The organism is Rhodobacter sp. P1_C2 (genome assembly GCF_056406375.1).
Genome location: NZ_JBFUAG010000007.1, coordinates 311302 through 336797, shown reverse-complemented (window position 1 = coordinate 336797; position 25496 = coordinate 311302). Strand labels below are relative to the sequence as shown.

Sequence of the window (25496 nt, the reverse complement as noted above, 5' to 3'; positions counted from 1 at the left end):
CGGGGCCTGCAAATCACTGCAACTTCTGGCCGTTCACGAAGACGTGCTGGTCACGCAGTTCGACCGTCGTGCTCTGCGCATCGGCGGTGGTCGAGGAGATGGCGAAGATCGACAGCATCATGCGGGCCTGCATCGCCTGCTGTGGTGCGATCACCTCCATCTTGACCAGGGTGTCGATCAGCTTGCCCAGACCGGTGGCACTCACGTCGATCTTGCCGCTGGCCACCGGTGCGGTCCGCGTACTTCCCGTCCTGTCATAGTCCATCGACAGGCCGCCGAGGGCCGTCACCTCGGCGCCGAGGGCTTTCACGTTCAGATTGGCGATATCGAAACGATTCAAGAGCGCCATATCTTCGCCCACCGGTGCATTTTCGGGATGCAGGAAGGGGCTGCGAAGCATGGTCAGCTGGCCGCCAGCATCCAGCGCCAGGCTTGCCGGATCGCGGTTCAGCATCTTTCTGGGGTCCAGGAGGTCCCAGACCGGATCAGATACCGTGACATCGGTCAGGTTCAACCCCAGGGCAAAGGGGGCAGGTTTGGCGGAATCGGCGGTCGGCACCAGAAAATGCGCCGTGAGGCCGCCATAGGTCAGCGCGGCCTCTGCTAGCGGGATCTCGGGTCCCGCGATCGCGATGTGGCCGCCCTTGTCGGCCAGTCTGGCGTCGATCCGGATCCGATCCATGTCCAGCGTGACCGAGCCGCCCTCCATCCTGCTGGTGACCTCGCCATGGGTCATGCTTGGGGTTGTGCCCACCGTGGTCTTGTTGTCGACGCCGACTTGAAGGGATGTGGCCCCGTACTGGGCCGAGAAATGAGCGGAAAACCCTGCCGCCAGAGCCTTTGGCAGGTCAAGGGCAGCCCCCGGAAGCACCCCCTTGGGGATCATGCTGTCGATCTGGACCGCGAGATCGGCGAGGCTGAAATGAACGGTGGTGGAATCGCTTGTCCCGGGGGCCGAGAAGTCGATCGCGAAAGTCTTCGCGCCATAGGCCACGCTGACCTTTTGCTGCGCGCCGAAGGAGGATCCGCGCCTCACCGCAAGCCCGGTGGCTTTGACCGTGCCAAGGATCCCTACGGTGGAGACGGGAATCGCGTTGAGCCGCGCCAGTGCTAGGGTGAGGGTAGGTGCATCGCCCGTGAAGGTCACGGCATCGGGCGTGCCCATGGCGAGGAAGCGGGCGCCCGGCATGTCGACCGAGACGGTCATGCGCGTCGGTGTCGCGAGGCTGCCGAGGCTCCGGTTGGTCGTGCGGATCGTCATGGCGAAACGGTCGGGCAGAAGCACAGCGACTGTTCCGTCGCCTTGCTCCTTCAGGGTGAGGTCGGGCAATTCCATCTCGCCCGCATCGGCTGTCTTGACCAAGATGTCCTTCAGGATCAGCTTGTCCCCCTCACGCCGGAGGCTTTTTGCCGTCACCGTGTTGCCCTCCATCGCGGCGGTGTCCTGCCAGCCTTTCCAGGCCTGTTCGGGGGTGATATCGGCCAGAAGGGTCGAGGGGGCCATGATCAGGGCCAGCGCCGAGACGGTGAGGCGGGTGCAGGCGGCGCGCAGGCGAAGCGACATGTAAATAACCATCCCAGGGGCAAAATCAGGCCGGAGCATCCCCCGCGCCCCGGGCGGGGTCAAGCGCCAAGCCGATCCGCGGCTTGAGCTTGGGGCGCAGAGGGTTAAGAAGGGCTGAACATCAGGGAGAAGGACGATGCAGGAAAAGGTCGTGATGATTACCGGCGCAAGCCAGGGCATTGGCGCTGCCGCGGCGCGGGTCTTTGCCGGGGCCGGGGCCCGCGTGGTGCTGCTGGCGCGCTCGGCCGAGAAGATCGCGGCTCTGGCCGCCGAACTGGGCGGCCTCGCACTGCCCTGCGACGTGGCGCGCTGGGCCGAGGTCGACCTCGCCGTGCAAGCGGTGCTCGCGCGGTTTGGTCGGCTCGATGTGCTGATCAACAATGCCGGCACCATCGACCCCATCGCCGCACTGGCCGAGGCGGACCCGGAGGCCTGGGGCCGGGCGGTCGATGTGAACCTCAAGGGGGTATTTCACGGCATGCGTGCCGCCCTGCCGGTGATGCGGGGCAAGGGCGGGACGATCATCACCGTCTCCTCCGGGGCGGCGCATCGCCCGCTGGAAGGCTGGAGCGCCTATTGCAGCGCCAAGGCCGGGGCGGCGATGCTGACCCGGGCGGCGCATCTGGAAGAGGCGGGCCACGGCCTGCGCATCATGGGCCTGTCGCCGGGCACCGTGGCGACCGAGATGCAGGTCAAGATCCGCGCTTCCGGCATCAACGCGGTCAGCCAGATCGACCCCTCCGTCCATATCCCCGCCGACTGGCCGGCGCGCGCGCTCCTGTGGATGTGCGGTCCGGAGGCTGATGCGCATCTGGGCGAAGAGCTCAGCCTGCGCGAAGACTGGTTGCGCCGGGCGGCAGGCCTGATCTGACAGCGCCCCGGGCTGGCCGCCGGGAGGGTTTCACACCCTCCCGGACCCTCCCGTGGGATATTTATGGACCAATGAAGGGGGAGGTGCCGTGAGCCTTCTCCGGCCCCGCGACCGAGGCGGTTAATTTGGCTCCACTGAAAAAGCGTTTTCATACTGGCTCAAATATCCCGGGGTGAGGGCGAAGCCCGAGGGGCAGCGCCCCTGCGACGGCGGGAGAGGGCGCACGGTCGGGCGGTGGGCTGAGGCAGCGCCGGTTCGGACAGATCGGCAGAATGGCAAGCCGGGTTGACGACAGGGCGGCTGACGTGGTTTTTCACGCTCCTGCGCTGCGCGTGCGGCGGATGGGGAGGGGCGACTTTGGGAAGTGAAGATCTGACCGGGCATTGGGCGGGCTTGGCCTCGCTGGCCATTTTCGTGCTGTCTTATGTTCTGGTGATCTTCGAAGAAGTCACGGGGATGCGCAAATCCAAGCCCGTGCTGATGGCGGCGGGTCTGATCTGGGCGATGATCGGCGTGGCCTTCAGCGCCATCGGCCAATCCGCCGCCGCGCATGAACATGCGATGGAGGTGATCGAGGAATATGGCGAGCTGTTCCTCTTCCTCCTCGTCGCCATCACCTATGTCAACACGCTGGAAGAGCGGCGCGGCTTTGAAGTCCTGCGCGGCTGGCTGGTGCGGCTGGGGCTGAGCTATCGGCAATTGTTCCTGCTGACCGGGATTCTGGCCTTCTTCCTGTCTTCGATCCTCGACAACCTGACCACGGCGCTGGTCATGGGGGCGGTGGTCATGGCGCTGGGGCGCGACAATCCGCGCTTTGCCGCATTGTCCTGCATCTCGCTGGTCGTCGCCTCGAACGCCGGGGGCGCCTTCAGCCCCTTTGGCGACATCACCACGCTGATGGTCTGGCAGAAGGGCAAGCTGGAGTTCTTCGAGTTCTTTGACCTTTTCGTGCCCTCGATCGTGAACTGGCTGGTGCCGGCCGCCTGCATGTACCTGGCGGTGCCCAAGGGGCGCCCGGAAAAGCTGGAGGAACATGTCCGCGCCAAGCCCGGCATGTGGGGCGTGGTGGTGCTCTTTGCCGCGACGATTGCGACCTCGGTCTGTTTCAAGAATTACCTCAGCCTGCCGCCGGCCATGGGGATGATGCTGGGCCTCGGCTACCTGCAACTCCTCGCCTATGCCTTGAGCCTGAAGGGCGGGCGGCGCGGCGACGAGGACATGGTGCTGGACAGTTTCGCCCAGGTGCAGCGGGTGGAATGGGACACGCTTCTGTTCTTCTTCGGCATCATCTTTGCGGTGGGCGGACTGGGGGTCCTGGGTTACCTCGCGCTCGCGAGCCAGGCGCTTTACACCGGGCTTGGCCCCTTGCCGGCCAATGTGATCATCGGGGCGCTCTCGGCGATCGTCGACAACATTCCCCTGATGTTTGCCGTGCTGACGATGGACCCGGCGATGTCGGATGGCCATTGGCTCTTGATCACCCTGACCTGCGGCGTGGGCGGATCGATCCTCTCGGTCGGCTCGGCGGCGGGGGTGGCGCTGATGGGTCAGGCGCGCGGGATCTACACGTTTTCGAGCCATCTGAAATGGGCCTGGGCGGTGGGTCTGGGCTATGCGGCGGCGATTCTGGTCCATCTGTGGTGGAATGCGGCCTTGTTTCAATGACTTCGGCCGGACGGTAGGATGGGCAATCTGCCCATCTTCCGGCAGGCGAGGCGGCTGAGGTCGGGCGGTCGCAGCTTTACTTTGCGGCGCTGACGAGTCTGTATGCGTTAGCGCTAAATCGCAAAGGAGTGCAGCTGCCATGAGCAAAGCTCGGATCGGCCTGATCGGCCTTGGCACCATGGGTGCCAGTCTCGCATTGAACATCGCGGAAAAGGGGTTTCCGATTGCGGTGTGGAACCGCACCACCGCCGTCACGCATGAGTTCAAGGCCAAGGCCGGGGATCTGGCCGACAGGGTGATCCCGACAGACACGCTGGCAGACCTTGTGGCCGCGATCGAAAGCCCGCGGTCGATCATCCTGATGGTGCCGGCGGGTCCGGCGGTGGATCAGCAGATCGAGGCCTTGCGCCCGCTTCTCGACCCCGAGGATCTGATCATCGACGCCGGCAATGCCAATTTCCACGACACCGACCGTCGCGCCGCCGAGGCCAAGGTCAAGGGGCCGCGGTTCCTTGGCATGGGGGTTTCGGGCGGGGAAGAGGGGGCACGGCATGGCCCCTCGATCATGGGCGGCGGCGAGAAGGCGGATTGGGACCGCGTGGCGCCGATCCTCGAGGCGATCTCGGCCAAATATCAGGACATTCCCTGCGCCACCTGGATGGGGCCGGGCGGGGCGGGGCATTTCGTGAAAGCCGTCCACAACGGCATCGAATATGCCGACATGCAGATGATCGCCGAGATTTACGGGGTGATGCGCGACGGTCTGGCGATGAAGGCGGCCGAGATCGGCGCGGTCTTCGATGCCTGGAACGAGGGGCCGCTGCAAAGCTACCTGATCGAGATCTCGGCCGCGGTCTCCAAGGCCACCGACGGGGCGCATCCGATGCTGGATGTGATCCTCGACAAGGCGGGGCAGAAGGGCACCGGGCGCTGGACGGTGATCGAGGCGCAGAACCTCGCCGCCCCGATCCCGGTGATCGAGGCCGCCGTGATGGCGCGCAACGTCTCGGCCCGGCTGGACGAGCGGCGCAAGGGCGAGGCGCTGTTCGGTGCTGCGCCCGAGGCCCTCGAAAAGGACGCGCTGAGCCTCGCCGCGCTGGAACAGGCGATGATCGCGGGCAAGATCCTGTGCTATGCCCAAGGATTCGCGCTGATCGTGGCGGCGGGCAAGGAGTTCGGCTGGGATCTGCCCCTGCCCGAGATCGCCCGGGTCTGGCGGGCGGGCTGCATCATCCGCTCCTCCATGCTCAACGACATGGCGACGGCACTGGAGGAAGACCCGACCCGCGGGCTGATGCTGGCGCCCTTCTTCGCCGACCATCTGCGCGCCGCGGCCCCGGGGCTGCGGCAGGCGGTCTCGGTGGGGGCGGCGCATGGCCTGCCCTTGCCGGCGCTGTCGGCGGGGCTGGCCTGGTTCGACATGATGCGCACCGGGCGCAGCACGGCCAACATGATCCAGGCGCAGCGCGATTTCTTCGGCGCGCACGGGTTCGAGCGGGTGGATATCCCGGGCACGGGCCTCCATGGGCCTTGGGGCGGGCACATGGCCTGAGGGCGGAAGCGGGGGCCAGCCCCCGCACCCCCGGGATATTTATGGACCAATGAAGGGGGGCGCGGGGGCCGGCGCCCCCTCAGCCCATTTTGAGGGCCATTTTGAGGGCTACGTCCAGCATGCGGTTGGAGAAGCCCCATTCGTTGTCGTACCAGCCGAAGACGCGCAGCAGGCCGCCTTGGGTGACGCGGGTTTCGGGGGTGGCCATCACGATGCTTTCGGGGCGGGCGCGCAGGTCGGAGGAAACCAGCGGGCCGTCGGTGGCGCCGATGACGCCCCTCGCCTGGTGCAGGGCCGCGTTGACCTCGGCCGCGGTGGGGGTGCGCGACAGCATCACCGCGAGGTCGACGGCGGAGACCGAGGCGGTGGGCACCCGGACAGCGGAGCCTTCGATGCGGCCGGCGATCTCGGGCAGGACGAGGTCGAGGAGGCGCTGAGCCGAGGTGGTGGTGGGCACCATCGACAGGGCGGCCGCGCGCGAGCGGGCATAGTCGGCGGCTGGCGCGTCGGTGGTGGGCTGGGAGCCGGTGTAGCAATGGATCGTCGTCATCGATCCGGTCACCACGCCCCAGTTCTGATGCAGCAGCTTGACCAGCGGCGCCAGGGCATTGGTCGTGCAGGAGGCGTTTGAGACGATCCGCTGATCGGCCAGTTCCGCGTCATTGGCGCCGAGCACCACGGTCAGCTCTGCCGCCCGCGACGGGCCGGAGACCAGCACCCGCCGCGCCCCGGCGTTCAGGCCGCGGCTGGCGACCTCTGCCGTATCGGCGCGCCCGGTGCATTCGAGGACGACATCGACACCGGAGAGATCGAGGCTCGACAGATCCGGGCTGCGGTGGAGGGGGATGGTACCGCCGTCGACGACCAGCGCGCCCTCGGCCAGGCCCACCGTGCCATGCCAGGGGCCAAAGACGGAATCATATTCGAAGAGATAAGCGCACATCTCCGGCGTCGCGATGTCGTTGATGCCCACCACCTCCAGCCCGGGCCAGAGGGCGCGGTTTTGGGCCCGGCTTTGGGCCCAGGCCCGCAGAACCGACCTTCCGATCCGCCCGAAGCCGTTGATGAAGACTCGCATATCCGCCCCCCCGCCTGTGATGCGGGGATTTTGATCATATTATCTGGGGCGCCGCAACCTCGGGCCGAGGCCGTTCAGGCGACATAGGGCACATTGGCCTCGAGGTGGCGGACTTGGGCGCGGTCGAGGCCGAGGGCCTTGGCCAAGGCGGCGAGATAGGCCTTTTCGGCGGCACCCTTGCGGTCGACCACCAGCAGCGAGGCGGTGTAGATGGCGGCGGCCTCATGCGGGGTGCGGGCGAGGGCTGCGATGCGGGCCGCATCGGCAGGGGCCTCCATCTCGGCCAGGATCAGCAGATCGGCCTCCTCGCCAAAGCCGAGGCGGGCGACCTGGCGTTCGAGGACGACGCGTTCCTCGGCGGTGATCACCTCATCGGCCTTGGCGGCGGCGACCATGGCCTGCAGCAGGCGATGGGCGAGGTCGTCGGGGTAGGGCGCCGGATGGGTGGCGGCATAGACCTCGGCCGCGGTGGCGGCGGCCTTGTCGGCCTGCCATTCCGCATAGGCCTTCATCGTCAGCCCGCCGATCAGGGCGGCGCCGCCGACCTCGACCCCGGCGGAGATCAGGCGGCGGGCATTGCCCGACAGAAGGAGCGCAATGGCCCCGCCGGCGATGGCGCCCTGGGTCATCGGGGTCTGGGCGCGCCATGTCGCCTTGGCCTTCTCGGTCAGATCCTCGGCCGCGGGGCCGAGGTTCAGGCCCGACGCCACCTCGCCCAGCGTTTTGCTCAGAAAAGTGAAAACGGATTCAATCACAGCCATGGAAATCTCCTGCCTTGTTGATTTCTATATTGCGCGCGAAAATCCGGTTTCAACAGCGGTCGTTCGGGGCGGGCGGCTTTCGGCTCTTGACCCCCCTGCCCCTCGAGGGCACATCGGGCGCGTCAGAGGAGGACAGCATGAGCATTTCCCGCCCCGAGGGCTTTTCCAAGGTCAAGATCGCCCCTTCCATCCTTGCCGCCGATTTCGCCAATTTCGGCGCCGAATGCCGGGCGATCGAGGCGCAGGGCGCGGATTGGGTCCATGTCGATGTGATGGACGGGCATTTCGTGCCCAACATCACCTTCGGCCCGGCGATGTGCGCGGCGCTGCGCCCGCATATCAAGGGGGTGATGGATGTCCACCTGATGATCTCGCCCGTCGATGCCTATGTCGAGGCCTTTGCCAAGGCGGGCGCCGACATCATCAGCGTGCATCTGGAAAGCGGGCCGCATATCCACCGCACCCTGCAGGCGATCCGTGGCCATGGCGTCAAGGCGGGGCTGGCGATCAACCCCGGCAGCGGGATCGAGGCGGTGCCCTACCTCCTGGACGGGCTGGACATGATCTGCGTGATGACGGTGAACCCGGGTTTCGGCGGGCAGAAGCTGATCGCAAGCCAGATGGACAAGATCCGCGCCCTGCGGGCGATGATCGGGGATCGCCCGATCCATATCGAGATCGACGGCGGGGTGACGACCGAGAACGCCCGCGCACTGGTCGAGGCCGGGGCGGATGCGCTGGTGGCAGGCTCGGCCATCTTCAAGGGCGGTTCGGTGGCGAATCCTGCGCCTTATGGGGAGAATATCCGGGCCCTGCGGAGTGCGGCTGAGGGCTGAAGCGAGGGGGCTCTGCCCCCTCACCCCCGGGATATTTGGGTCTGAATGAAGGGGGAAGCGGGGTCAGGCGCTGAGGGCCTGATCCAGCTTGTCGAGGAAGATGTCGGCCTCGGCGGATTTGAGCACCAGCGGCGGGCGGATTTTCAGGACATGGCCCTTGGGGCCGGTGGCCGAGATCAGGACGCCGGCATCGCGCAGGCGGTTGACCACGCGGGCCGCGGCGCTGGCGCTGGGCTGGCCGTCTTCCAGGATATCCTGGCCGAGGAAGAGGCCCGCAGCGCGCAAGTCGCCCAGGGCGGCGTGGCGGGAGGCGAGGGCGCGCAGGCCCGCGGCCATATGGGCGCCGACCTTGGCGGCATTGGCGAGAAGATCCTCGCCCTCGATCACCTCCAGCACGGCAAGCGCGGTGGCGCTGGCCACGGCATTGCCGCCGAAGGTGTTGAAATAGCGCGCCTTTGCGCCGAACTCGGCCAGAACCTCGGGGCGCAGGACGAGGCCCGCGACCGGGTAGCCATTGCCCATCGGCTTGCCGAGGGAGACCATGTCGGGCAGCACGCCATGGCGCTGGAAGCCCCACCACTGGCTGCCGGTGCGGCCGAAACCGGGCTGGACCTCGTCCGCGATGAAAATACCGCCGGCCTTGTGGATCGCATCCACCGCCGGGGCGAGGAAGCCCGCCGGTTCGGTGAAGAGCCCGTCCGACGAAAACACCGTGTCGACGATCAGCGCGGCGGGCGTGATGCCGTGGCGCAGCAGGTCGTCGATGGCGGCCTGCACATGGGCCGCAAAGGTCTGGCCCGGGTCACCCGCCAGACGCGCATCCGGTGCGGGGACGGTGCGGACATGCTGGCCGATCGGAACCCCCGGCCCGATCGAGGGCGACAGGCCCACCGTGGCCAGCGTCACCCCGTGATAGGCATTCTCGGTCACAATGACCCCGGTGCCGCCGGTCCGCGCAAAGGCCACGCGCAGCGCCAGATCGTTCGCTTCGGAGCCGGTGCAGGTGAACATGACCTGCGAGAGTTCGGGCGGGAAATGCGACAGAAGCTTTTCGGCGCAGTCGAGCACCACCTCGTTGAGGTAGCGGGTGTGGCTGGCATAGGTCGCGGCCTGCCGCGCAGTGGCCGCCACCACATGCGGGTGGCAATGGCCGAGCGAGGCCACGTTGTTGTAGCAGTCGAGATAGGCCTTGCCCTCGGCATCGTAAAGCCAGACCCCCTCGCCGCGCACGAGGTGCACCGGGGTTTCGTAGAAGAGCCGGTAGGCGGGCCCGAGCAGACGCTGGCGGCGCGCGACCAGGGCCTGATCCGCAGCGCTCAGATGGCCCTGACCGGGGACATAGGCGTTCACCATCGTCTCGTCGCGTTTCATGCTCAGCTCCACAGGCTGGAGAAGTTGATGCCGCGCAGCGCCCGCAGGCCGGAGGTGGCGTTCTCCATGTTGCGCAGGATGTACTCGGCGTTCTGCGGAAAGCGCAGCGCCCGGGCCGAGGCGATCGCGATCGAGGTCAGGGTGCGCGCCGCGACCAGCGCCGGGAAGATCTGCTGTTCCAGGGGCGTCAGTGGCAGCGTCTCGTGATAGGCGCGGGCAAAGGCGGCGAGGCTGGCAAAGGGCGCCTCGGGGTCGATCTGGTAGCTGGCGGCCACGGCGGCATCGCAGACCAGCGGGGTTTCCACCATGTCGCCGAAATCGAGGATGCCGGACACCCGCGTCGGGTCGGAAGCCAGAACCAGAATGTTGTGCGGGTTCAGGTCGTTATGCACGACCTGCCAGCGACACTCGGCCAGATGGGGCAGGGCCTCGGCCTCGAACCGGTCCAGCGCCTCGGTGCAGAGTGGGCGCAGATCATCGGGCACGCTGGGCAACAGGGGGCGCAGGCGGGCGGCGTGGCGGATGTCCCATTGCAGGTCCTGCCGTGCGGCGGGATCGGTGAAATCCTGCAGCCCCAGCGTCAGCTGCGCGGCCGCCTGCCCGATCGCGGCGCGCTGCGCGTCGGACTTCGGCGCCTGGTAGAGCGGCTGACCCTCCAGCCAGCTGAACAGGCGCAGGATGCCATGCGGGGTCTCGATCTCGGTCTCGCCGGTGGGCGTCGCGATCACCCGGGGCAGGGCGAGGGGCGCGCTTTCCAGATGCAGCAGGGCGCGGGTCTGGAACCGCGTCACGGCGCGCGGCTCGGCCGGGTTGGAGAGTTTGACCACGAAATGCCCCTTGGGCGAGGTCATCCGGAAGTTCAGGTCGCGCTCCGAGGTCAGGGCCGACAGGTTGCCGGTCATGCCCCAGTGGATCTGGACCAGATCCAGCATCTCCTCTGCCGAAAGCACGGGGGGCGCGGTGGTCAGATTCTCGCCCAGTTCCGGGAGATCGTGGGTATCAGTCGAAGGTGTGGACATGAGGGCCTCTTTTGCCGCCATCAAGGGTGAGGACGGCGCCCATGTCAACCAAGCTCGACCCAAAGCGGCAGATGATCGGAGCCTTCCGCCGCAGGATCCGCCCAGGCCCGGCGGACGCGGGGGGCGAGGTCGGGGGTGACGAAGCAATGGTCCAGCTGACGCAGACGGCGCTGGCCTGCGATCACCTTTTCATGGGTGTGCAGCGGCGGTCCCGCCAGCGCCACCGCATCGACCAGCCCCTCGGCATAGCGCGCGCCGGGGTGATAGGGGGTCTGGCCGGTCAGGGCGAGGTATTCGGCCGAGCCCGGCTCCATGTTGAAATCGCCCATCCAGAGCGCCGAGGCCGGGCTCGGCGGTTCGGCCTGGCTTTCGGTCCAGTTGCGGGCAGGCTCGTCGTCGGTGCCGCTCCACGGGCCGCCCTGATAGGGCAGGGCGCGCAGATGGGCGATCTGCGCCAGACGCTCCTCGACGCCGACATGCGCGAGGTGGAGCGAGAACACCCGAAGCGGGCCTTTGGGGGCGGCGATGACCGCCTCCAGCGCGCAGGTCTGGGTGTTGATCGGGGTGAGCATCCGGCGCAGCGGCAGAAGATGGGTGCGCGTCCACAGGATAGGCCAGCGCGCGGCGATCATCGGCCCGAACTGACGTCGGCGGCTTTTGTCGGCGGGCGTCGCGGCATCCATGTCGAAACCCGCGCCGAAGGCCAGGTAGTGGTCGGGCAGAAGGGCGGCCAGCAGCGCGGGCTGGTCATCGTAGCCGGTGCGCTGCCAGTGGCGATCCACCTCCTGCAGGGCGGCGACATCGGCGGATTGCACCACCCGGGCGATCCGGGCCAGGTCATAGACCCCGTCGCGGCCAAAGCCATACTGGATGTTGTAAGACAGAAGCCGCATCGTCGGTTGCCCTTTTGAAATCGCGCCGGGGGATGCCCCGCCGGGCTGCAGAATGAACGGCGGCGCGGGGGGCGCAAGCCATCTTCTGGGGCCGGTGTTCTTTCCGGCGCCGGGATCTCGACTTTCCCTCGTCCATGGTTGTATTATACAACCATAATCTGGAGGTCCGCCATGAGCACAGATCTGACCGAGGCCGAGGTCGACGAGATCCGCCGCCATTCCCGCGCCATCGTCCGCAGCCTGGGTTTCCTGGGCAAAGGGCTGGCGGGCAGCACGCTGTCGGCCTCGGCTGTCCATGCGATAGGCGAGCTTGGCCGCGGGCAGGTCCGCAATGCGACGGCGCTTGCCGCAAGGCTCGGGCTGGAGAAATCGACCGTCAGCCGGCTTCTTGCCGGGTTGAAGGCCGGCGGTCTGGTCCGGGCCGAAGGTGACGCGGAGGACCCGCGCATCCAGACCCTCAGCCTGACGCCAGAGGGCCAGGCCGAGTTTCAAAGGATCGAGGCTTACGCCCGCGCCCAGGTGCTTCAGGCCCTCGCCCCCCTGGCAGGTGAGGCGCGCGGCGCGGTGGCCCGTGGCCTTCAGACCTATGCCGAGGCGCTGGCACCCGCGCCCGAATCACGCGCTCCTCTGTCCAGCACCGTGATCCTGGGCAAAGGTTATCTCCCCGGCCTTCTGGGCCGCGTGACCGAGATGCACGCGGCCTATTATGCGCGGCAATACGACTTTGGCCGGGTTTTCGAGGCGAAAGTGGCCGCCGGGATGGCAGATTTCCTCGGGCGGATCGAGCATCCGGCGAACCAGACCTTCCATGCCACTCTGGAGGGGCGGATCATCGGTGCGGTCTCGATCGACGGGCAGGACCTTGGCCCCGGCCTCGCGCATCTGCGCTGGTTCATCCTGGACGATGCGGCACGGGGGCGGGGAATCGGGCAAAAGCTGCTTGATCTGGCGATGGCGCATGTCGATGCGGGTGGATTCGACGCGACGCGGCTTTGGACCTTCAAGGGGCTGGATGCGGGGCGGCACCTGTACGAGAAGGCGGGCTTTGTTCTGGAGGAAGAGGCGCCGGGCAGCCAATGGGGCAAGGAAGTCACCGAGCAGGTCTTTGTGCGCAGGGCCGTGGCAAGCGGCGCCTGATCTCCGGCGTGGCAGGCCTGGCCGCGGATGGCGGGTTTCTGCGGACCGGGCGGGGGTCGTGCTGCGGGGCTTGCTTTTCGGGCCGAAACGGCGCATATACCTTTGGCGAACCGCTAATTATCGACCCTGTCTGGCTACGGCTGCAGCTTTCGATCTTGACGTGACTGCGCCAGGCCATCGCATTCCTGCGGATGGCAGACAAACAGGAGTACACACGATGGCCAAGGGCACCGTGAAATGGTTCAACGCAACTAAAGGTTTCGGCTTTATCGCTCCGGAAGGCGGCAAGAAGGACGTGTTCGTCCACATCACCGCCATGGAACGTGCCGGCATCCGCCAACTGGCCGATGGCCAAGCCGTGACCTTCGACATCGAAGCTGGCCGTGACGGCCGCGAGTCGGCGATCAACCTGGCGCTGGCATAAGCTTTCCGCCACCGGGCTCTGGCCTGGCGGCAGATGGTTCTGAAAGGGGTGGCCTCGCGCCGCCCCTTTTGCATTCTTGCGGGCTGGACCTTGGCGCCGGGCCGCCTAATCTCCTCGTGACAGAGGAGACTCCCATGCCCAACCGCATCGACCAGATCCGCCCCGACGCCCCCGAACTGGCGCGTCCCGGTCCGCATCCGGTGGGGGTGCGGACGCTGGAGCTGGTCAACCCCGGCCGACCCGATGTGATGGCCGCCATGGCGGGGCGCGCGGCTTTGCAGGACCGCCGGCTGGTGGTCGAGCTGTGGTATCCCGCCGTCATGGGCACCGTGCCGGGCGGCAGGTATCAGACCCTCAGCCGCGACGGGCGGACGCCGGTCACCCTGCAGGGCCGCGCGGCGCGTGATGCCGGCGCGGCGGAGGGCGACTTTCCCCTCGTCATCCTCAGCCATGGTTATCCGGGCAACCGGATGCTGATGAGCCATCTGGGCGAAAGCCTCGCCTCCCGCGGCTACCGGGTCGCGAGCCTCGACCATCCCGAAAGCACCTATGGCGACCCGGCCTATCTGGGTGGGGCGGCCTTTGGTTCGACCCTGGTCAACCGGCCTCTCGACACCGGCTTTGTGATCGAGGCGCTGGGGGGCGAGCGGGTGGCGATCATCGGCTATTCGATGGGAGGATACGGCGCGCTGATCTCGGGCGGGGCGGCGCTGTCAGAGGCGGCGCTGGGGAACGAGCGTGGCGGTGGCCCCTGGCTGACCCGGCATCTGACGGCGAAGGCCGATCCGCGCCTGAAGGCGATCGTGCCGATCGGCCCCTGGGGGCGGCAGCACGGGCTTTGGGATGCAGCGGGGATGGCGGGCCTGTCGGTGCCCGCGCTGATTCTGGCGGGGAGCCTCGATGAAGTTTCGGGCTATGAGACCGGGATGCGGCGGATCTTCGAGGAGGCGGTGGCGGTGGAGCGCCACCTTCTGACCTTCGAGGCCGCGGGCCACAACGCAGCCGCCCCCTATCCCGCGCCGGAGGAGAGTTACGCCGCCGTCCCCTGGCTCGATTTCGTCCCCTTCGCCCATTATGCCGATGCGGTCTGGGATACGGTCCGAATGAACAATATCGCTGCCCATGTCATCACGGCCTTCCTGGACCTGCATCTGAAGGGCGAGGTCGGGAAGGCTCAGTTCCTCACGCCGGAGTTTGCCGGCTTCACCCCCGGTTCCGCCCGTGGCCTGCGGCTGGAGCGGAAGATGGGCAGCATTGCCCATCCTACCGGCCAGCGATGACCCTGAAGGCCCTCGGGTAGCGGTATTCTTCCAGGTTGGGCGTCGGGCCGATCCGGTCGACCACGGCGAAGAGGCCAGGTGCTGCGAGCGGGGTCAGGACGCCGTGCCAGGTGCCGCGGTGCAGGTTGATGCCCTGCGCGCCATTGGTCAGGAAGGCGCGGGGGATGTCGTCTGGGCCGGGGGAGACGATCACCAGGAAAGGGTGTTCGGACATCGGCAGGAAGGCCTGGCTGCCTTCGGGGTGCCGCTCGATCAAGTCGAAGCTGTAGGGGAGCTCACGCGGTACGGCCTTGAAGATCGAGATGCCGGTTCGGGCGCCGTCCCCCGTTTCGAGGCCGGTGTCGATCCGGGCGCGGTCGTGGTGGCGCTGGCAGAGGCCGGCGTTGATCAGGCGGAAGTCGCCGGTCGCCTCCAACACGTCGCCGAAGGGGGCGAAGGCTGCGGCGGTGAGGGGTTCGGGGATCAGGTCCATGGGGGGAGGGTGGCGGATTGTGCTGGCGCTGGCAAGGGGGTTTGCACGCGTGCAATCCTGGGTAAGGGGTTGAAAATAGGGGGTTTGCGGGATTCTGTTAAGGATCTGTTAGGGGGATTTTGGGGTGCTCGGCGATCGGCGGCGCGTGGGTTGAGAGCGCCGGGGGTTTCACACCCCCGGGCCCCCGTGGGATATTTGGGGACCGATGAAGGGGGAAGGGGGCTTGGGTTTTGGGCGGGCGGCGCTTGGGCCAGGGCGCGWGGGTGGGGGGTAGGATGGGCAATTTGCCCATCTTGCGGGGGTCAGCGGCCGAGGACACCGCGGAGTTTCGCGTGGCGGTTCATGTCCTTGTAGAGCAGGTAGCGGAAGGGGCCGGGGCCTGCGGCGTAGCAGGCTTGCGGGCAGAAGGCGCGCAGCCACATGAAATCGCCGGCCTCGACCTCGACCCAGTCGGAGTTCAGCTTGTAGACGGCCTTGCCTTCCAGGACATAGAGCCCGTGCTCCATCACATGGGTTTCCTCGAAGGGGATCACGCCGCCGGGTTGGAAGGTCACGATATTGACCTGCATGTCATGGCTGAGATTGTCGTTGGAGACAAAGCGCGTGGTGGCCCAACGGCCCTCGGTATCGGGCATTGCCGAAGGCTGGATCAGCTTTTCGTTTGTCACGAAGGCCTCGGGGATTGGCCAGCCGGGGGCGGGTTCGTAGAGCTTCCTGATCCAGTGCAGGCGGGCGGGTTTGTCGCCGCTGTTGTGCAGGGCCCAGGCGATGCCGGGCGGCAGGAAGGCATAGCCGCCGGGGGCGAGGTCATGCGCGCCGCCGGGCAGGGTCAGGGTCAGGTTGCCTTCGGTGACGAAGAGGACGCCTTCGACGCCCGGGTCAGGCTCGGGCGTGGCGGAGCCGCCGCCGGGCGCCACCTCGAGGATATATTGCGAGAAGGTCTCGGAAAACCCGCTCATCGGGCGGGCGATGATCCAGGCGCGGGTGCCCTGCCAGCCGGGCAGGACGGAGGTCACGATCTCTGTCATCACACCGCGCGGGATCACCGCATAGGCCGTGGTGAAGATGGCGCGGCCGGTGTGAAGCCGGGTCTGGGGCGGCAGCCCGTCGAGCGGGGAGGCGTAGCTGGTCATGGCGGGGTCTTTCGGGGCAGGTCTTTCAGGGGAGAAGGTCTTGCAGGCGCAGCTCTGCGATGCGTTCGACCTGGGCGCAGGCGGTCCTGAACTCGGTCGCGCTGTCGTTGGCGAGGCGGCTTTGGAAGGCGGCGAGGATCGAGGCCTTGGTGTTGTCGCGCACCGCGATGATGAAGGGGAAGCCGTGCTTGGCCATATATTGCGCGTTCAGGCTTTCGAACCTGGCGCGCTCGGCATCGGTCAGGGCATCCAGCGCGGCGCTGGCCTGTTCGCTGGTGCTTTCGGGCGTCAGGCGTTTGGCGGCGGCAAGCTTGCCGGCAAGGTCCGGGTGGGCCTTCAGCACGCCCAGCTTTTCCTCCGCCGTGGCGGAGCGGAACATCCGGGCCAGCGCATTGTGCAGGCCGGTGGCCGAGTCATGGGCGGGGCCGAGTTCGAGGTTCCAGGCCCGCTCCGCAATCCAGGGCGAATGTTCGAAAATGCTGCCATAGCGCGAAACGAAGCGTTCAAGCGCCATCTGAGAGGGTCGTTCGAAGCGCTTGTGCGGATGGGTTTTTGCCCAATGTTCGGCAATCTCGATTCGGCGGGCGAACCAGACGTCCTGATGCATTTTGACATAGTCGAGAAAGCGCTTCAGCCCGGCGATCTTGCCCGGACGCCCGATCAACCGGCAGTGGAGGCCGACCGAGAACATCTTGGGCGACCCCGCCTCGCCCTCGGCATAGAGCGTGTCGAAAGTGTCGCGCAGATAGGTGAAGAACTGCTCGCCCTCGATATAGCCCGGGGCGGTGGCAAAGCGCATGTCGTTGGCTTCGAGCGTGTAGGGGATGATCAGCTGATCACGCGGGCCGACCTCGCGCCAATAGGGCAGGTCGTCGTCATAGGTGTCGGAGATCCAGTCGAATTGCCCGGTTTCCGCCGTCAGGTCCACCGTGTTGACCGAACAGCGCCCGGTGTACCAGCCGCGCGGGGCCTCACCCACCACCTCGGTGTGCAGGCGGATCGATTCGGCGATCTGGCGGCGTTCCTCTTCCAACGGCATGTCGCGGTGATCGACCCATTTCAGCCCGTGCGAAGCGATCTCCCACCCCGCCGCCTTCATCGCGGCCACCTGTTCGGGGTTGCGCGCCAGCGCGGTCGAGACGCCGTAGATCGTGACCGGAATCCCCATGCCGGTGAACAGCCGGTGCAGCCGCCAGAAGCCGGCGCGTGCGCCGTAATCGTAGATCGATTCCATGTTCCAGTGCCGCATCCCCGGCCAGGGCGCGGCGCCTGCGATGTCGGAGAGGAAGGCCTCGGACTGGGCATCGCCGTGCAGGATGTTGTTCTCGCCGCCCTCTTCGTAGTTCAGGACCAGCGAGATGGCGACTTTCGCACCATGCGGCCAGGCGGCCTTGGGCGGGTTCGGCCCGTGGCCTCGGAAATCGCGGGGATAGCGCTGCATGTTCAACCTTGCGTCTTCGGATGGGGCCTACCCTAAGGTGGATAGGCGCTGCCCGGTATCAAATAAAGCCGGAAAGTGCTGTTGGCAGGAGCGGGGCTGCGCCGGGCGCGGATCTGCGGCAGGAACAGGCAGAAGGCCGGCCTCAGGCCAGCGCGGCGGCCCGCCTTTGGCCGCCGGCCTCTTGCAGCAGGCGCAAGAGGCGGCGGCGGTCGCCGGAGAGGCCTGCGGCGATGAGGCCGAGGTAGAGGCCCCTCGCCTTCAGATGGCGGCCGAGGGTGGAATGGTCCTGATCGGGAAAGAGCAGATGGTCGACGTTGGGGCGCTGCGGGAAGAGGGCGGATTGGCGGGCATCGTCCAGCAGCCCATGCATCAGGGTGATGCGGGGGCCGGCGGGCAGGGGGGCGGTCAGGCCTTCGGGCAGGGCAGGGGTCCAGTCGCGCCAGCGCCCCTCCCAGGCCGCGGCGGGGTGGTATTGCGGCGAGATGGCGAGGACGGCATCCAGCGGCAGGACCTCGGCCGCGCGCAGGGCCATGAAGGCGCCCATCGAGGTGCCGATGGCGAGGATGCGGGTGATCTTCTGGCGGGCGCGCAGCGTTGCCAGCGCCGCGGTCAGCGCCTCGGCAAAGCCCGGCGCGCTGGCCCAGCTGCGGGTCGCATCCTGCACGAACAGCGCGGGGCGCCCCTCGGCGCTAGCGGCGCGGACGAACTCGGGCGAGGGGGCGCGGCTCGCGTCATGGCCGATGGAGGCGAAGGAGATCACCAGGTCGGAGGCGGGGCCGGGCAGGTGCAAGACCTCCCAGGGGGCGGGGGACGCGATTGTTTCGAAGGCGAGCATCGGCTTGGGCGGTCCTCGTCTGGCGGGGTCAGGTTTCAAGGTGGCGGCGGCCGGGGCATTCTGCAACCGCAAAGACCGCGATTGGATCAAACTCTCGACATTCGGCGCGGGGCGTTGCTTTCTGCCGGCACGTTCCGCAGGTTCGGGGCAGGATCGGGAAAAAGGAGGCGAGAATGGCGGATGGTTGGCTTTCGACACATGTGCTGGACACGGCGCGCGGCAGGCCTGCGGCAGGGATCAGGATCGGGCTCTACCGGCTGGGCGCCGAAAGGCAGCTGATCGCCGAGGCGGTGACCAATGCCGATGGCCGCACCGATGCGCCGCTTCTGACGGGGGCCGCCTATCGCGCCGGAAGCTATGAGCTGGTCTTCCTCGCCGGCGATTATCTGCGCGCCAGCGGGCAGGCTGCGGGCGATGTCCTATTCCTTGACGAGATCCCGATCCGCTTTGGCATCGATGACGCCTCGGCGCATTACCATGTGCCGCTGTTGCTGTCGGCTTTCGGCTATTCCACCTATCGCGGCAGTTGAACCTGCCGCCTTGCGCAGCTTTGGCAGGCGGAAGGCCGCGGCATCTGCGCAAGCGGCCGGTCTGGGCGCCAAAAGCGCTTTCAACCCGGCATGACCTGCCCCTATGGTGAAGCCAGAATCGCGAAAGGCAGAGGTCGGGAATGCGGGAATGGTGGCGTGGTGCGGTGACCTATCAGGTCTATCCTCGGTCGTTTCAGGATGACAATGGCGATGGGGTGGGCGACCTCAAGGGCATCACGCGGCGGCTGAGCCATATTGCCGACCTGGGCTGCGATGCGGTCTGGCTCTCGCCGATCTTCACCTCGCCGATGCTCGACATGGGCTATGACGTGGCCAACTATACCGATGTCGACCCGGTCTTCGGCACGCTGGCGGATTTCGACGCCCTTCTGGCAAAGGCCCATGATCTGGGGCTGAAGGTCATCGTCGATCAGGTGCTGAACCATTGTTCGGACAAGCACCCGTTCTTCGCCGAAAGCCGCAAGGACCGCAGCAATCCCAAAGCGGATTGGTTCATCTGGGTCGACCCAAAGCCCGATGGCACGCCGCCCAACAACTGGCTGTCGGTCTTCGGTGGCCCGGCCTGGACCTGGGACGCGCGGCGCAAGCAATATTACATGCACAGCTTCCTGCCCCAGCAGCCCGACTTCAACTACCGCAACCCCGAAGTCGTCGACTACATGGAAAGCGTGCTGCGCTTCTGGCTCGACCGCGGGCTGGACGGGTTCCGCTTCGACACGGTGAACTACTTCTACAAGGACGCGCTGTTGCGCCACGATGCCGCCGATTACCGCGTCAAGGAAGAGGCCGAGGGCAATCCCTATGGCATGCAATACCATCTCTTTTCCAAGAACCAGCCGGAGAACCTGCTCTGGATGGAGCGGATCCGCCGCGTGATGGACAGCTATCCCGGCACGGCCACCGTGGGCGAGATGGGCGAAAGCCACCATGCCATCGCGATGATGGGCCAGTATACCGCGCCCGGCCGGCTGCATCAGTGCTATTCCTTCGAGATGATGGGCTACGATTACTCCGCCGCCTTCTTCCGGACCCGGATTTCGGATTTCTTCACCGGGGCGCCGAATGGCTGGCCGATGTGGGCCTTTTCCAACCATGACGTGGTCCGCCAGGCCTCGCGCTGGGCGAGACACGGGATCAGCCAGGATGCGCTGGCCAAACAGGCGGGGTCGCTGCTCCTGTCCTTCCAGGGCTCGATCTGCCTTTGGGAGGGCGAGGAGATTGGCCAGACCGATACCCAGCTCGATCTGGAGGAGCTGACCGATCCGCAGGGCATCAACTTCTGGCCCGAGCCGATCGGCCGCGACAATACCCGAACGCCGATGGTCTGGGATGCCTCGCCCAATGGCGGCTTCACCACGGGCAAGCCCTGGCTGCCGGTCAAGGCGCCGCAGCTGGCGCGCAACGTGGCCAGCCAGAGCGGCGTGGCGGGCTCGGTGCTGGAGCATTACCGCAGCATGCTGCACTACCGCAAAGTCTCCAAACCGCTGGTGGAGGGGCGGACGGTCTTCCTGCACCTGCCCGAGCCGATCCTGGCCTTCACCCGCGAGATCGAGGGCGAGGCGCTGCTCTGCATTTTCAACCTGTCGCCGGAGTTCCAGTATCTGGAACTGGACGGCACCGGGGCACCGGAACCCGTCTCGCTGGGCACGTCCCTCGACGGCCGCGCCCTGACCCTGGCCCCGAACGCCGCGGCCTTCCTGCCGGTGACCGGCCCGGTCCATCTGGCGGTCGAGACCAGCGCGCCGGCCAAGGCCTGACCGGTCTCCCTCCCCTGCGGCGGGGGGCTGTCTGCCCCCCGCGCCCCCCCGAGAGTATTGCGACAGAGGGCAAAAGGGGGCGGTAACGATTACTTAACCAAGGTGGGCAATACTGGGACTCCGTACAGGGAGGAGTCCCGTTGGCGGCAGAGCGCAAGTCGCCTCGGCTGGGTGTGAAGCTCTCACATGGGTGTAAGAACCCCCCGGGCCGAGGCGCACTTTGCCCTTATCCTTTGCGATCTGGCCAAATACTCCGGGGCCCGGGGCTGGCCCCGGCGGGTTCAACCCTTGCGCCGTTCGGCATCCATCCCGTGGAAACACAAAAGCCGGGGGCTCGATGCCCCCGGCTTTTGTTCTCTGCCTCAGGCGGCAGATCAATCCTTGGCGCGTTCCTGGTACGACAGGTCATCGGTGTTGATGATGATCTTGGTGCCAGCGCCGATATGCGGCGGGACGAGGACGCGCAGCCCGTTGGTGCAAATCGCCGGTTTGTAGGAGGAGGAGGCGGTCTGGCCCTTGGTCACCGGTTCGGTCTCGGCGATCTCGACCACGGCCTTCTGCGGCAGGGTGATCGCGATGGCCACGCCTTCGAAGGTCTGGACATAGGCCTTCACACCTTCGCCGAGGAACACCTTACTGTCGCCGACCACATCGGCCGAGACAGTGATCTGGTCATAGCTCATCGGCTCCATGAAGTGGAAGCCCTCGCCGTCCTCGTAGAGGAAGTCATATTCGCGCTCGTCCACGGTGGCCTTCTCGACCATCTCGGTGGTGCGCCAGCGCTCGGCCACCTTCACGCCATCCGAAATGCGGCGCATGTCGACCGAGGTCGTCGGCGTGCCCTTGCCGGGGTGGAAGTTTTCAGCCTTCAGGACGACATAGAGCTTGCCTTCCAGTTCGACGATGTTGCCCTTGCGGAGCGAGGATGCGATGACCTTCACGTGACGGATTCCTTGTTTCCAGAGGCCCCGGTCGCTAAGGAGAGGCCGTATCGGCGCAGCCTTTACCCCTATTTCACAGAAATCGCCAGAGAGAAGCCGCATGACACAGAACCCGTGGTGGCAGCGTGACCGCCATGCCGACCGTCGCCCCGCCCTTCTGGCCCGCAGCCGCATCCAGACCGGGCTGCGCCAGTGGTTCGCCGACCGCGATTTCCTCGAGGTCGATCCCGCGGCCCTGCAGGCCAGCCCCGGCAACGAGGCGCATCTGCATGGCTTTGCCACCACGGTCATCGGCAATGACGGCGCGGCGCGGCAGATGTATCTGCACACCTCGCCCGAATTTGCGATGAAGAAGCTTCTGGCGGCGGGGGAGGAGCGGATCTTCGCCCTGACCCATGTCTGGCGCAACCGCGAGCGGGGCGCGCGGCATTCGCCGGAATTCACCATGCTGGAATGGTACCGCGTGGGCGAGGATTACGCGGTCCTGATGCAGGATTGCGTGGCGCTGATGCAGATGGCTTGTGAGCAGGCCGGCACCCGGACCCTCAAACATGGCGACCGCAGCTGCGACGCCTTTGCCGCGCCGGAACGGCTGGGCGTGGTGGAGGCGTTGCAGCGTTACGCCGGGGTGGACCTTCTCGCCTCGATCCTGCCGGATGGCAGCACCACGGTCGAGCCTCTGGCGCGGCAGGTGGCGGCGCTGGGGCTTCGGGTGGCGGCGGATGACACCTGGTCGGACCTTCTGTCGGCGGTTCTGGTGGCAAAAGTCGAGCCGCATCTGGGGCTTGGCCGGCCCACGATCCTCGACCGCTATCCCGCGGCCGAGGCGGCGCTGGCGCGGCGCACGCCCGATGACCCGCGTCTGGCGGAGCGGTTCGAGCTTTATGCCTGCGGGGTGGAGCTTGCCAATGGCTTTGGCGAGTTGACCAACCCGGAAGAGCAGCGCCGCCGGTTCATGGCGGAAATGGACGAAAAACAGCGGGTTTATGGCGAGCGTTACCCCTTGGACGAGGATTTTCTGGCGGCCTTGGCCTTCATGCCGGCCTCCTCGGGCATCGCTCTTGGCTTCGACCGGCTGGTGATGCTCGCCACCCATGCGCCGCGGATCGACGACGTGATCTGGACGCCGGTTGCATGACTGATTCACCATGGAACACCTGGCAGATTGACCGACGATTTCGGCATTTTGCCAGCTTGGGCGCCACGTCAACTAACAACAATCTGCTTGCCTATCGGACGGCACAACCTAGGCTTTAGCGCAAAGGCGGCATCCGACCGCCTTGGTCCAATCGGGAGTCCCCACATGAAATCCAAACTGCTTCTGTCCACCGTCTTGACGCTGGCGGCGCTGCCCGCCTTTGCCGACAAGAACCCCCGCACCGGGGAAGAGCTGGCCGACAATCAGGCCTATACCTACCGGATGCTCGACAGCGTGAAGTCGCTGGACCCGCAGCTGATCTCCTCGGTCGAGGACAGCGACGTGGCGCGCGGCCTGTTCGAGGGCCTCTACAACGAAGACGGCGACGGCAACCTGGTTCCGGCCGGCGCCCTGTCCTACACCGTGTCGGATGACAAGCTGACCTATACGTTCAAGCTGCGCCCCGAATCGAAATGGTCGGATGGCACCCCGGTCACCGCCGGCGATTACGTCTATGGCTGGCAGCGGCTGGTCGACCCGGCGCTGGCCTCGGAATATGCCTATTATCTGGAACTGGCCCAGGTGAAGAACGCCGCCGACATCACCGCCGGCAAGAAGCCCGCCTCGGAGCTCGGGATCAAGGCGATCGACGACCTGACGCTGGAAGTCACCCTGGACAACCCGATTCCCTATTTCACCAAGATGCTGACCAACTCCTCGACCTTCCCGGCGCCCAAGGCCGCGATCGAGAAGTTCGGCGCCGACTGGACCAAGAAAGAGAACATCGTCACCAATGGTGCTTATCTTCTGACCGATTTCGTCGATGGCGAAAAATATGTCGAGACGAAGAACCCCAACTACTGGGACGCCAAGAACGTCATCATGTCGCCGATCACCGCCCTGGTGATCAATGACGAGGACGCCGCCCTGACCCGCTATCAGGCGGGCGAACTGGACCGGACCGACGTGCCCGCAGGCCAGTATCCGCGCCTGAAGGAATCCGCCCCGACCGAGGCGCGTTCGACCCCCTATGCCTGCGCCTATGATTACATCATCAACATGGCCGAGGGCAAAGGCAACGAGGCCCTGAAGGATGTCCGCGTCCGCAAGGCCCTGTCCTATGCGGTGGACCGGGATGTCATCGTCAACAACATCCTGCAGGGCGGCCAGACGGCGGCCTATTCCTGGACCCCTCCGGCGATCAACGGCTATGTCATGCCCGACATCGACTATTCGCACTGGACGCAGGCCGAGCGCAACGAGAAGGCCAAGGCCCTGCTCGCCGAAGCCGGCTATGGCCCGGACCATCCCCTGCAGCTGACGCTGAACTACAACACCTCGGAAGCGCACAAGAAGATCGCCGTGGCCGTGCAGCAGATGTGGAAGCAGACCCTCGGCGTGCAGCTGACGCCGAACAACTACGAATGGAAGGTCCACACCGACAAGCTGATCGCCGGTGACTTCGAGATGGCCCGCTACGCCTGGTGCGCCGACTATAACGAGGCTTCGACCTTCCTCGACCTCTACACCGGCTATTCGACCAACAATGACGGCAAGTATGAAAACCCGGCCTATGACACCCTGATGAAGGATGCCAAGAGCATGCAGGACCCCTCGGCCAACTACACCAAGGCCGAAGAGCTGCTGGCGGCCGACATGCCGATCATCCCGATCTACCACTATGCCAAGGTCGACATGGTCAAGCCCGACATCAAGGGTCTGCCGATGCATGACGCGATGCAGTTCTGGTACTCCAAGGACCTCTACCGCACGAAGTAATCTTCCCTCGGCAGGGCAGGGGGGCTGCGTGAGCGCGGCCCCCCTGCTGCCTTTTTGACGCGTGACCCATGATCTCTTTCATCTTCAAGCGGCTTCTGGTCGCGATCCCGACGCTGTTGCTGTTGATCATCATCTCGTTCCTGATGATGCATGCGGCACCGGGCGGGCCCTTCACCCAGGAAAAGCAGCTTCCCGCCGCGGTTCTGGCCAACCTCAACGCCAAATACGGGCTGGATCAGCCGATCTGGGTGCAGATGGCGCGGTATGTCTGGGGGATCGTCGCGCATTTCGACTTTGGCCCCTCCTTCGTCTACAAGGACCGCACGGTGAACGAGATCATCGCGCAGGGCTTTCCGGTGACCTTGAGCTACGGCATCTGGGCCTTCGTGCTGTCGGTCAGCGTCGGCATCAGCCTGGGGGTTCTGGCGGCGGTGTTCCAGAATTCCTGGCTGGACCATCTGGCGGTGGGAATCTCGATCGGGGCGCAGGTGCTGCCCAACTTCGTGATGGCGCCGATATTGGTGCTGATCTTCACTTTGTGGCTGGGATGGCTGCCCGGGGGCGGCTGGGATGGCGGCGACTGGAAGCATCAGGTTCTGCCGGTGATCGCGATGGCCACGGCCTATATGGCCTCGATCGCGCGGATCACCCGGTCCTCGATGCTGGAGGTGTTGAGCCTCAACCACATCCGCACCGCCCGCGCCAAGGGTCTGCCGACCTCGAAAGTCATCCTGCGCCATGCGCTGAAGCCGGCGCTGATCCCGGTGCTGAGCTATCTGGGCCCGACCTTCGTGTCGATGATCACCGGGTCGGTCGTGATCGACATGTTCTTTTCGACCGGCGGGATCGGCAAGTTCTTTGTCGATGCGGCCCTGAACCGGGACTATGCCCTGATGATGGGGGTGACGCTGCTGGTCGGCGTCCTGACCATCCTCTTCAACCTTATCGTCGATGTGCTTTACGCATGGGTCGACCCCAAGATCCGGTTCTGACATGGT

At 66.2% G+C, this 25496-nt stretch carries 23 protein-coding genes; 12 read left to right on the top strand and 11 right to left on the bottom strand.

All coding sequences use genetic code 11. From position 1 onward, the window contains the following. Window positions 1–13: 13 nt before the first annotated feature. Window positions 14–1564: a hypothetical protein gene (locus AC1DZT_RS14085; protein ID WP_478007258.1), complete on the bottom strand. Its 1551-nt coding sequence runs from the start codon at window positions 1562–1564 to the stop codon at window positions 14–16. Between the two features lie 136 nt (window positions 1565–1700). Here AC1DZT_RS14085 and AC1DZT_RS14080 point away from each other — a divergent pair, with 136 nt between their 5' ends. The 3 genes from AC1DZT_RS14080 (at window position 1701) to gndA (ending at window position 5652) form a co-directional block, all read left to right on the top strand. Beyond that, a complete protein-coding gene (locus AC1DZT_RS14080; protein ID WP_478007257.1) occupies window positions 1701–2435 on the top strand; it encodes an SDR family oxidoreductase in 735 nt (244 codons plus the stop codon). Window positions 2436–2792: 357 nt separating this feature from the next. After that, on the top strand, window positions 2793–4100 hold the full coding sequence (gene nhaD, locus AC1DZT_RS14075) for a sodium:proton antiporter NhaD (protein WP_478007256.1): 1308 nt from the start codon (window positions 2793–2795) through the stop codon (window positions 4098–4100). 139 nt (window positions 4101–4239) lie between these two features. Further along, window positions 4240–5652 (top strand): NADP-dependent phosphogluconate dehydrogenase, encoded by a 1413-nt coding sequence (gene gndA / locus AC1DZT_RS14070; protein ID WP_478007255.1) that lies wholly within the window; start codon window positions 4240–4242, stop codon window positions 5650–5652. 79 nt (window positions 5653–5731) lie between these two features. On the opposite strand, the gene AC1DZT_RS14065 is transcribed toward gndA, so the two are convergent. Both AC1DZT_RS14065 and AC1DZT_RS14060 read right to left on the bottom strand, forming a co-directional pair. Then, window positions 5732–6730: a type I glyceraldehyde-3-phosphate dehydrogenase gene (locus tag AC1DZT_RS14065; RefSeq protein ID WP_478007254.1), complete on the bottom strand. Its 999-nt coding sequence runs from the start codon at window positions 6728–6730 to the stop codon at window positions 5732–5734. Window positions 6731–6804: 74 nt separating this feature from the next. Then, complete coding sequence (locus tag AC1DZT_RS14060; RefSeq protein ID WP_478007253.1) at window positions 6805–7491, bottom strand: DUF533 domain-containing protein; 687 nt, start codon at window positions 7489–7491, stop codon at window positions 6805–6807. 137 nt (window positions 7492–7628) lie between these two features. Between AC1DZT_RS14060 and rpe the strand changes: the two genes are divergently transcribed. Next, window positions 7629–8327 carry a ribulose-phosphate 3-epimerase gene (rpe, locus tag AC1DZT_RS14055; RefSeq protein WP_478007252.1) on the top strand — a complete coding sequence of 233 codons (699 nt, stop codon included), beginning with the start codon at window positions 7629–7631 and terminating at the stop codon, window positions 8325–8327. Between the two features lie 63 nt (window positions 8328–8390). On the opposite strand, the gene AC1DZT_RS14050 is transcribed toward rpe, so the two are convergent. The 3 genes from AC1DZT_RS14050 to AC1DZT_RS14040 are packed head-to-tail and all read right to left on the bottom strand — an operon-like array spanning window position 8391 to window position 11610. After that, on the bottom strand, window positions 8391–9698 hold the full coding sequence (locus tag AC1DZT_RS14050) for an aspartate aminotransferase family protein (protein ID WP_478007251.1): 1308 nt from the start codon (window positions 9696–9698) through the stop codon (window positions 8391–8393). Window positions 9699–9700: 2 nt separating this feature from the next. Further along, on the bottom strand, window positions 9701–10717 hold the full coding sequence (locus tag AC1DZT_RS14045; protein WP_478007250.1) for a phosphotransferase: 1017 nt from the start codon (window positions 10715–10717) through the stop codon (window positions 9701–9703). Between the two features lie 44 nt (window positions 10718–10761). Next, entirely contained in the window at window positions 10762–11610 is an 849-nt protein-coding gene (locus tag AC1DZT_RS14040) for an endonuclease/exonuclease/phosphatase family protein (protein ID WP_478007249.1), read from the bottom strand. A 171-nt stretch (window positions 11611–11781) separates the two neighbouring features. Here AC1DZT_RS14040 and AC1DZT_RS14035 point away from each other — a divergent pair, with 171 nt between their 5' ends. From AC1DZT_RS14035 to AC1DZT_RS14025, 3 genes are all read left to right on the top strand, one after another. After that, a complete protein-coding gene (locus AC1DZT_RS14035; RefSeq protein ID WP_478007248.1) occupies window positions 11782–12747 on the top strand; it encodes a helix-turn-helix domain-containing GNAT family N-acetyltransferase in 966 nt (321 codons plus the stop codon). A 217-nt stretch (window positions 12748–12964) separates the two neighbouring features. Further along, window positions 12965–13171 carry a cold-shock protein gene (locus AC1DZT_RS14030; RefSeq protein WP_477999107.1) on the top strand — a complete coding sequence of 69 codons (207 nt, stop codon included), beginning with the start codon at window positions 12965–12967 and terminating at the stop codon, window positions 13169–13171. Window positions 13172–13305: 134 nt separating this feature from the next. Next, on the top strand, window positions 13306–14451 hold the full coding sequence (locus AC1DZT_RS14025; RefSeq protein WP_478007247.1) for an alpha/beta hydrolase family protein: 1146 nt from the start codon (window positions 13306–13308) through the stop codon (window positions 14449–14451). Here AC1DZT_RS14025 and AC1DZT_RS14020 read toward each other — a convergent pair. The 4 genes from AC1DZT_RS14020 to AC1DZT_RS14005 form a co-directional block, all read right to left on the bottom strand. Further along, window positions 14435–14923: an ureidoglycolate lyase gene (locus AC1DZT_RS14020; RefSeq protein ID WP_478007246.1), complete on the bottom strand. Its 489-nt coding sequence runs from the start codon at window positions 14921–14923 to the stop codon at window positions 14435–14437. The two genes, AC1DZT_RS14025 and AC1DZT_RS14020, sit on opposite strands and share 17 nt — an antisense overlap. 302 nt (window positions 14924–15225) lie before the next feature. Continuing rightward, complete coding sequence (locus AC1DZT_RS14015) at window positions 15226–16056, bottom strand: bifunctional allantoicase/(S)-ureidoglycine aminohydrolase (RefSeq protein ID WP_478007245.1); 831 nt, start codon at window positions 16054–16056, stop codon at window positions 15226–15228. Between the two features lie 25 nt (window positions 16057–16081). Further along, a complete protein-coding gene (gene puuE, locus AC1DZT_RS14010; protein ID WP_478007244.1) occupies window positions 16082–17497 on the bottom strand; it encodes an allantoinase PuuE in 1416 nt (471 codons plus the stop codon). Between the two features lie 142 nt (window positions 17498–17639). After that, the gene (locus AC1DZT_RS14005) at window positions 17640–18332 is read right to left on the bottom strand and encodes an alpha/beta hydrolase family protein (RefSeq protein ID WP_478007243.1); all 693 of its coding nucleotides are present in this window, start codon (window positions 18330–18332) and stop codon (window positions 17640–17642) included. 173 nt (window positions 18333–18505) lie between these two features. Between AC1DZT_RS14005 and uraH the strand changes: the two genes are divergently transcribed. Then, window positions 18506–18862, top strand: a complete 357-nt coding sequence (gene uraH / locus AC1DZT_RS14000) for a hydroxyisourate hydrolase (RefSeq protein ID WP_478007242.1) — start codon at window positions 18506–18508, stop codon at window positions 18860–18862. A 140-nt stretch (window positions 18863–19002) separates the two neighbouring features. Next, the gene (locus tag AC1DZT_RS13995) at window positions 19003–20640 is read left to right on the top strand and encodes an alpha-glucosidase (RefSeq protein WP_478007241.1); all 1638 of its coding nucleotides are present in this window, start codon (window positions 19003–19005) and stop codon (window positions 20638–20640) included. Between the two features lie 374 nt (window positions 20641–21014). Here AC1DZT_RS13995 and efp read toward each other — a convergent pair whose 3' ends face one another. Further along, window positions 21015–21581: an elongation factor P gene (efp, locus tag AC1DZT_RS13990; protein WP_478007240.1), complete on the bottom strand. Its 567-nt coding sequence runs from the start codon at window positions 21579–21581 to the stop codon at window positions 21015–21017. A gap of 100 nt (window positions 21582–21681) precedes the next feature. On the opposite strand from efp, the gene epmA reads away from it, so the two are divergent. The 3 genes from epmA to oppB all read left to right on the top strand — a co-directional run bounded on the left by epmA (window position 21682) and on the right by oppB (window position 25490). After that, window positions 21682–22719 carry an EF-P lysine aminoacylase EpmA gene (gene epmA / locus AC1DZT_RS13985; protein ID WP_478007239.1) on the top strand — a complete coding sequence of 346 codons (1038 nt, stop codon included), beginning with the start codon at window positions 21682–21684 and terminating at the stop codon, window positions 22717–22719. Between the two features lie 165 nt (window positions 22720–22884). Beyond that, window positions 22885–24498, top strand: a complete 1614-nt coding sequence (locus AC1DZT_RS13980; protein ID WP_478007238.1) for a peptide ABC transporter substrate-binding protein — start codon at window positions 22885–22887, stop codon at window positions 24496–24498. 68 nt (window positions 24499–24566) lie between these two features. Next, window positions 24567–25490: an oligopeptide ABC transporter permease OppB gene (gene oppB, locus AC1DZT_RS13975; protein WP_478007237.1), complete on the top strand. Its 924-nt coding sequence runs from the start codon at window positions 24567–24569 to the stop codon at window positions 25488–25490. Window positions 25491–25496: the final 6 nt, after the last annotated feature.

Coding starts and splice junctions, on each gene's coding strand:
- AC1DZT_RS14030 (WP_477999107.1), top strand. CDS start 12,965: ATGGCCAAGGGCACCGTGAAATGGTTCAACGCAACTAAAGGTTTCGGC.
- oppB (WP_478007237.1), top strand. CDS start 24,567: ATGATCTCTTTCATCTTCAAGCGGCTTCTGGTCGCGATCCCGACGCTG.
- puuE (WP_478007244.1), bottom strand. CDS start 17,497: ATGCAGCGCTATCCCCGCGATTTCCGAGGCCACGGGCCGAACCCGCCC.
- uraH (WP_478007242.1), top strand. CDS start 18,506: ATGGCGGATGGTTGGCTTTCGACACATGTGCTGGACACGGCGCGCGGC.
- AC1DZT_RS14035 (WP_478007248.1), top strand. CDS start 11,782: ATGAGCACAGATCTGACCGAGGCCGAGGTCGACGAGATCCGCCGCCAT.
- AC1DZT_RS14020 (WP_478007246.1), bottom strand. CDS start 14,923: ATGGACCTGATCCCCGAACCCCTCACCGCCGCAGCCTTCGCCCCCTTC.
- AC1DZT_RS14080 (WP_478007257.1), top strand. CDS start 1,701: ATGCAGGAAAAGGTCGTGATGATTACCGGCGCAAGCCAGGGCATTGGC.
- epmA (WP_478007239.1), top strand. CDS start 21,682: ATGACACAGAACCCGTGGTGGCAGCGTGACCGCCATGCCGACCGTCGC.
- AC1DZT_RS13995 (WP_478007241.1), top strand. CDS start 19,003: ATGCGGGAATGGTGGCGTGGTGCGGTGACCTATCAGGTCTATCCTCGG.
- AC1DZT_RS14085 (WP_478007258.1), bottom strand. CDS start 1,564: ATGTCGCTTCGCCTGCGCGCCGCCTGCACCCGCCTCACCGTCTCGGCG.
- AC1DZT_RS14015 (WP_478007245.1), bottom strand. CDS start 16,056: ATGACCAGCTACGCCTCCCCGCTCGACGGGCTGCCGCCCCAGACCCGG.
- AC1DZT_RS14060 (WP_478007253.1), bottom strand. CDS start 7,491: ATGGCTGTGATTGAATCCGTTTTCACTTTTCTGAGCAAAACGCTGGGC.
- AC1DZT_RS14040 (WP_478007249.1), bottom strand. CDS start 11,610: ATGCGGCTTCTGTCTTACAACATCCAGTATGGCTTTGGCCGCGACGGG.
- AC1DZT_RS14005 (WP_478007243.1), bottom strand. CDS start 18,332: ATGCTCGCCTTCGAAACAATCGCGTCCCCCGCCCCCTGGGAGGTCTTG.
- AC1DZT_RS14065 (WP_478007254.1), bottom strand. CDS start 6,730: ATGCGAGTCTTCATCAACGGCTTCGGGCGGATCGGAAGGTCGGTTCTG.
- gndA (WP_478007255.1), top strand. CDS start 4,240: ATGAGCAAAGCTCGGATCGGCCTGATCGGCCTTGGCACCATGGGTGCC.
- AC1DZT_RS14050 (WP_478007251.1), bottom strand. CDS start 9,698: ATGAAACGCGACGAGACGATGGTGAACGCCTATGTCCCCGGTCAGGGC.
- rpe (WP_478007252.1), top strand. CDS start 7,629: ATGAGCATTTCCCGCCCCGAGGGCTTTTCCAAGGTCAAGATCGCCCCT.
- AC1DZT_RS13980 (WP_478007238.1), top strand. CDS start 22,885: ATGAAATCCAAACTGCTTCTGTCCACCGTCTTGACGCTGGCGGCGCTG.
- AC1DZT_RS14045 (WP_478007250.1), bottom strand. CDS start 10,717: ATGTCCACACCTTCGACTGATACCCACGATCTCCCGGAACTGGGCGAG.
- AC1DZT_RS14025 (WP_478007247.1), top strand. CDS start 13,306: ATGCCCAACCGCATCGACCAGATCCGCCCCGACGCCCCCGAACTGGCG.